This window comes from uncultured Halorubrum sp. (assembly GCF_937146585.1).
Lineage (GTDB): Archaea > Halobacteriota > Halobacteria > Halobacteriales > Haloferacaceae > Halorubrum > Halorubrum miltondacostae.
The window spans coordinates 1-6,252 of the sequence record NZ_CAKZRO010000104.1; the positions used below are offsets into that span (position 1 = coordinate 1).

10 protein-coding genes are annotated in these 6,252 nt (G+C 65.5%); all 10 read left to right on the top strand.

What is annotated here, in order from left to right:
* Positions 1 to 249, top strand: a 249-nt coding sequence (locus tag Q0116_RS08700) for a hypothetical protein (protein ID WP_297886974.1), incomplete at its 5' end; no start/stop codon positions are given.
* A gap of 203 nt (positions 250 to 452) precedes the next feature.
* Entirely contained in the window at positions 453 to 1,358 is a 906-nt protein-coding gene (locus tag Q0116_RS08705; protein WP_297886976.1) for a hypothetical protein, read from the top strand.
* 53 nt (positions 1,359 to 1,411) lie between these two features.
* Positions 1,412 to 1,831: a hypothetical protein gene (locus Q0116_RS08710; protein WP_297886978.1), complete on the top strand. Its 420-nt coding sequence runs from the start codon at positions 1,412 to 1,414 to the stop codon at positions 1,829 to 1,831.
* A 40-nt stretch (positions 1,832 to 1,871) separates the two neighbouring features.
* The gene (locus Q0116_RS08715; protein ID WP_297886980.1) at positions 1,872 to 2,327 is read left to right on the top strand and encodes a hypothetical protein; all 456 of its coding nucleotides are present in this window, start codon (positions 1,872 to 1,874) and stop codon (positions 2,325 to 2,327) included.
* 194 nt (positions 2,328 to 2,521) lie between these two features.
* The gene (locus tag Q0116_RS08720) at positions 2,522 to 2,944 is read left to right on the top strand and encodes a hypothetical protein (RefSeq protein ID WP_297886982.1); all 423 of its coding nucleotides are present in this window, start codon (positions 2,522 to 2,524) and stop codon (positions 2,942 to 2,944) included.
* A gap of 42 nt (positions 2,945 to 2,986) precedes the next feature.
* Entirely contained in the window at positions 2,987 to 3,571 is a 585-nt protein-coding gene (locus Q0116_RS08725) for a hypothetical protein (protein ID WP_297886984.1), read from the top strand.
* Between the two features lie 109 nt (positions 3,572 to 3,680).
* Positions 3,681 to 4,109, top strand: a complete 429-nt coding sequence (locus Q0116_RS08730) for a hypothetical protein (protein ID WP_297886985.1) — start codon at positions 3,681 to 3,683, stop codon at positions 4,107 to 4,109.
* Between the two features lie 109 nt (positions 4,110 to 4,218).
* Positions 4,219 to 5,496: a hypothetical protein gene (locus Q0116_RS08735; RefSeq protein WP_297886987.1), complete on the top strand. Its 1,278-nt coding sequence runs from the start codon at positions 4,219 to 4,221 to the stop codon at positions 5,494 to 5,496.
* Between the two features lie 50 nt (positions 5,497 to 5,546).
* The gene (locus Q0116_RS08740; RefSeq protein WP_297886989.1) at positions 5,547 to 5,702 is read left to right on the top strand and encodes a hypothetical protein; all 156 of its coding nucleotides are present in this window, start codon (positions 5,547 to 5,549) and stop codon (positions 5,700 to 5,702) included.
* A 175-nt stretch (positions 5,703 to 5,877) separates the two neighbouring features.
* The gene (locus Q0116_RS08745) at positions 5,878 to 6,168 is read left to right on the top strand and encodes a hypothetical protein (protein WP_297886990.1); all 291 of its coding nucleotides are present in this window, start codon (positions 5,878 to 5,880) and stop codon (positions 6,166 to 6,168) included.
* Positions 6,169 to 6,252: the final 84 nt, after the last annotated feature.

A 6,252-nucleotide genomic window follows, 5' to 3' on the forward strand; every position in this document is an offset into this window, starting at 1 on the left:
GGCAACTGCCTCCGGCAGATCGAGTGGCAGACGCTCCTCCACTATGACGGGGTGTGCCACCCCGATAGCTGCCCAGACATGACCGTCCACGTCGCGTTTCAGGGCGGGGCCGTGCTTGAGGCGGCCGAGTTGGTGGACCACGGCGACGGCTACCGCGAGGTGATGTTCCGGGAGTCGGGCGACGAGATCGAACACGGTGATACCATGATGGTCCACGAGGAGGATCTGGTAGACCCTGAGTACGTGTAGCCGCCGTAAGCGGCTTTTCGCCCCGAGAGGGGCCGACACCGTAGGGGAAGTCCGGCGCTTCCAAACGCCGGCCCACCGGCCGGCTGGCTGAAAGGCCAGCGGGGCGCTCTTGCGCCACCCACGCGGTCCACGGATACGCCCCGGTGTCGAAGACAGCCCCGAGAGGGGCACAACCCATGACCACAGACGACCTACAGCAAGTCGTGAACGCGCTCGTTGAGGGCTTCTCTGACAGCGGCAGCAAGTCCGTCCCGATGGCGACGACCGACGCCGACGAGGTGATCCGGTCGCAGCTAACCGAAAACACCGGACGGCACCTCCTCGACAGCGGCGGCCACTACGGCCGCAACTGGGAGGAGAATCAGGAGAACCCACCGTGGGAGCAGCCTGCCTACGAGGTGTACGGCAGCTTCGTGGTTGAGAACGTCTACAACCACATGAGCCGTCGCCTCGACCGCGACCGCCGCGCACTCGACTTAGAGATGGCCCTGTACGCCTTCGGCTACTCCGACGAGTACGCTTCTACCTCGTGGCTCGCCACGATGGAAGCGTTCTCGGAGATGCTACACGGCCCCGTCTACGGCCCCGAGTTGGCCGACCAGTACGGGCTGCCGGAGGAGGTAGCGAACGTGGTGGCCGGCTACGCGGCCGAGTTTGGCCCGACCGACCACTCCACGTTCTCGTTCAACACGTACAACAGCGAGTTTGGGGCGATCTCACAGGACCTACAGGGCGCGGCCCTCGGTCCGGCAGACAAGCCGTACAGCGAGTACGTCATGATCCAAGTCCACGGCGGGTGCGACATCCGGGGCGGCTACACCTCCCCGCGAGTCTACCACGCCTCCGCCGTAGACGCCATGACGAGCGAGTTTTCGCTGTACTGCGAGAACTGCGGCTGGTCCGACGCGGAGTCGTGCGTCTACGATCACCCGGACCTGTACTACATGACCGGGACCGTAGACGCCTTCGACTTCGAGGACGCCGGCCTGATCGAGGAGGGCAGCGAGGAGCCGATCCCTGTCCTCGAAACCGTGTGGGACGCTGACCACATCGACGGCGCGATCATACACGACTGTAACGACGACGAGTTAGGCCACGTCCACCCGTAACTACCGGCCACGCGGCCGGTCTCGCCCCGAGAGGGGCACTACCCATGACCGAGATGGCCCTTACCATCGACAGCGAGATGTTAGCGGCAGCGAGAGAAGCCGGCGCCGACGACCTGTTCGTCATGGTCGCGGCCGTCGATCCCGACGCGGTGGAGATCGGCCGCAACTACGTGGCAAACGAGGTCGCCAGCGTCTGTGACGGCGTGCCTGCTGAGGAGCGACCTGAGCGGCTACAGGCCCGTGTAGAACAGGCCGGCGACTTCATCGGCTCTCTGTGGGACGGCGACCTCGCGGAGGCGCTGTACCGTGCTGACGGGACAAACAAGCGCCTCTTGTTCCGCCTGCTGGCCGACGACGTGATGATGTCGGCCCTGATCGAGGAGCGCGGCTCCTACGAGTCGGCCCACCGCTGGTTCCAGCCCAACTCGGAGCGGTACGGCTGGGAGGCCGCAGACACGTTCAATCACGAGTAGCCGCCGTAAGCGGCTGACGCACCCCGAGAGGGGCACTACCATGTTAGACGAAGACGACTACACGGACGAGCCGGTCCAGACCGCAACGACCACCGCCGAGCGTACCGAGGGAAAGGCAACCGAGGCGTTGGACGCTCTCGACCGGGGGCCGTCCACCGGAGAAATCCAAGAGGCTATCGACAGCGTTGAACGCGCTGTGGACGAGATCCTTCGCCAGCAGGAGGCGGCAAAGGACGCCCTCGATGATCTCCACGGCTCCACCTACGGTGGTGGTGGCGTGGTCGATCTCGCGGAAGGCGCCGACGACGCCTACGACCTGTTAGAGGAGATCCGGGGGATGTCCCGGAGCATGGTCGAGGGGCTGGTCGCGGCCGAGGCCGGTAGCGAGCCGGCGGCCGAGACCGAGGTCGAGATCGCCGGGACGCAGTACCGGATCCGGTTCGACCCGATGGAGGAGGCGGAGACCGGGGAGCCGATAGACGACGACAGCGAGTAGCGGGCGTAACCCGCTTTGCGGGCCGAAAGGCCCAGTCAGAGGCACACACTCCCGCGCAGAGGGATGAACTACATGGGTAGACGCCCCTCTCACCTTCGCGTCTTTTCGCCCCGAGAGGGGCAACGGGCACCGCCGCCGCACGGTTTGGTCTTGTCCCCCGTGGCGGCGGCCCTCGCCCTGAGAGGGGCACTACCATGAAGACACCAGAACCCGACGACGAGACGATCCTGTACGGAGAGACGGCAGCCGAGCGGATGGTCGAGACGTGGGACGACATCGGTCAGGGGAAGGTCGGCGCCGAGGTTATCGGCCCGTGGCTGATCATCGACCGGGCCAACGGCAAGTACCGGGCGTTCATCTCGCTGGTGGACGACACGATGGTCCTGATCCTCAACCCCGACGCGACCACGCGACACATCCCGAAAGCGTACCGTCCAGACGAAGACGTGGGCAACACCACGATGGGGTTGCTCGGGTCGGCCTTCGAGAACGGCGGCGGTGGGATGTACCCCACCGACGACGGCAAGCGGTTCCAGATCGGCTTCCGAGACGACGAGGGCCACAAGTACCTCAACATCGGCACTACCACCGACCGCGTGTGGGTGTCTGACGCCTGACGGGCGTAACCCGTCGCGTGCCCTGAGAGGGGCTGATAACCCATGTCAGACGACACATCCGAGGTCGATCTGGACGTTTCGGGACAGACCGCGACGGCGATCGCTGGTTCCATCCTCTCCATCTGTGAGGAGGCCAGCGACCCCGACGACATCTCCGTGACCCTCTCGTTCGGTGAGAGTACCGTCACGCTTGATGGCGGCGGGCAAGCTGCCGTGGCGGTCGTCCCGAAGATGGTGTCGGCCGTAGACTGGTCTGAGCAAGGACTGGACGCTATCAGCGTCCACCTCACCAGCACGGCCGACGACAGCACAGACTTCGAGCCGCCCGAAGACCCCGACGACGGTGATCGCGTCTCCAACTGGGAGTCTGCGGACGGCTCGATCTCCCCGGTGCGCGAAGGGACCAAGCGGTACGAAGTGCTGGGGTACCTCTACGCCCACGGGGCTTGCGGGGCGTTTGAGGTTGCGGACGCGCTGGACACCGATCGGGGGGCTGCGTCTTCGACGCTCTCGAAGCTCTATTCCGATACGGGGCTTATCGACAGGGCGCGGGCGCACAACTCGAACGGCGGTCTTCAGTACCTCTACCGCGTGAACGACCACGGGCGGGCGGTCCTCAACGGTTAAGCAGGCTCACCGCCTACCCGCTCACGGGCCGAGAGGCCCACCACTTTGGGGAAGGAGTGGTACCGCGGTGCTTCCCGCACCCGGTTTTCGCCCTGAGAGGGGCACTACCATGAAAGAGACCATTTGGGACGAGTCCGACCCCGAGGAGATGGACGACGCCACGCTCGCTACCGCGTGGGAAATCACCGACGAGGGCCGGCAGTATCCGGGGGTCGAGTCAGACCGCCGTGAGATCGGCCGTGAGATGGCCTCGCGGTTGAAGCCCGCTGACGACCCGACGATCTACTGCTACGGCGAGCCGGTGATCGTCCGCGGGATCGAGCGTGAGGCGGCGGAGACCCACTCCGGGCGGCCGTTCACCGACATCTGGGCGCACATCGACTTCGTGGACGACCCGCAGCGGCGGACGCGGCGGGTGAACCTGTCCACGCTGAAGACCGATGGCGGCCTCTCGTCGCTGACGGACCACTTCGTTGATCGGGGCCTCGTCCCCGACTGGTGGGCCACGAACGACCCGGTGCCAGACAGCCTCGACTGACCGCCGTAAGCGGTCTCACGCCCCGAAAGGGGCTTGGTAGTAGTTGCGTGCGGCCGCATGGTTGAGAGTCCCCTACGGCCGCACACACCCCGAGAGGGGTTGATTACCGATGGACGACCCAACCAACATCGACGGAACCTACCCGTTTGCTGGACTGACGCGGTACAACGACGGCGACCTGCCCGAACGAGTCCTCGACCACGGTTCTTCGGTCCGCTGGTGGGCCTCGGAAACCTTCGGCACCGAGCAGCCGATCGAGCGTGACCTGCCCGACGAGGGCCTTAACACGATGATCAACTCGCTGCCGCGGGCGGCCGAGGCGACCGCGGGCTGGAAGCACCCGGTTACGGGTGACTGGATCGAGACCGGCAAGCACAACGCCATCATCGAGCCGAGCGTGGCCGAGCAGATCGAGGGCCGCACCGGCACGAAAGAGCAGGTCGAGGGCTTCGGGGGCGACCCCGACGAGACGGTCTACGGCGACCGCGCCCTGTTCAACATCCCCACCGACGACTACTCCATCATCAACCCGGCGACGTTCCTGCGCCCGCTCACGGAAGTCCTCCGTGACGAGGGCTTAGACGACGCCGTGTTCGGTGAGTTTCGGGTGTCGAGGGGTGGGGGGCGCGTCTCTGCTGACGTGTTCTTCGACGGCAAGCACGTCGAGGCACCCGGCATGGACGAGGACCGCAAGCCGATCGTGGTCGGCCTCCAACTCGACTGGGACTTCTTCGGTGGCACCGCGCTCCGTATGCGCGGGATGGGGATGGACTGGGAGTGCGTCAACTCCATCCGACAGATCACCGAGGGCAAGACCATCAAGCACGCGGGTGACGTGAACGAGCGTGTCGAGTGGGTCCAGATGTACGAGGACCTGCTGGAGGAGTTGGACCTGAAGACGGACCAACTCTCCCGCGTAATCCACGAGGCGTCGGAAGAGACGCTGGACCTGTCCGACTTCCCGGACGGATTCGCAGACGACTACGACAGCGTGCTGGAGGCGTTCTACGCCTACGCTGGTCTCCCTGACTACCTCGCGGAGGTCGCGGCCGACAACGCCCGCGCCAACGCAGAGGACCCGTTCAACCCGGACTGGTGGACGCTTCACCGGGGCGCGACCTACGCTATCAGCCACGAGGCGCGTGGCGAGGTGGGCACCGGGGCGGCGATCGACCAGTACAACCGCCGCGCGAACGACCTGTTGATGAACCCGGCTGGCGTGGCCGACGACGTGGAAGCCGCCTACGAGGAGGCCCACGAGGAGACCACGCTTGCGGAGGAGGGTGGCGGGCAGGTCACGATGGACACCGCCTTCGAGTCGGTCCGCGACAAGCGCGACCGCTACGAAGACCGCGAGGAGGAGATCCACAGCCTCATCGAGGGCTAACCGCGACTGACCGCCGTAAGCGGTCTTTCGCCCCGAGTGGGGCAAACGCCATGTCACTAACCGCACCAGCGTTCTTCACCGCCACCTGCGCGGTGTGTGAGACGCACAGGACGTTCGTACTGGAGAACGGCGACTCCGAAGACGGCCTCGCGTACTACGAGTGCGAGGCGTGCGACCACCGGGCTGAGTTGGATCTCGACCCGTGACCGCCAACGGGAACCGCCGCTCGTGGGAGTACCCCCCGTGCCCGTTCTGCCTGACTGACGTGCTGGTCAGGGACTTCCGAGGCCGGGACGGCGAGTGGATCTGCGACGGCTGTGGCGAGCGGTTTACGTAACGCGCCACAGTTTTCCGTCTCACTACCCGAGAGGGTACCACACCATGCCTGACGAACGAACACTTGTAGAAGAAGAGATAGACGCCGACTTCGAGAGCCGTAAACTGTCCGACGACGGCCGCGTGACCCTCCCGCGGGACCTGCTCCGGGAGCATGGGTTGTACGGGGCCATCATTGACGTACAGGTCTCTCAAGGCGAGTCGGCTGCGGCCGTAATGGACGCGGAGGTGGGACCATCTGGGAAGTTCACTATCCCGGCGAAGAAGCGCGATCTGTACGGGTTCGAGCCGGGAGAGTACGTCTCCGGGACCGTGGACAAGGTGGTTATGCGATGAACCCGCCCGAGTGGGAAGACATCCTCGTAGAGCCGTTCGTGGCGCTAATCTTGGGCCAGCGAGGCTCGGGGAAGACGGCGCTCG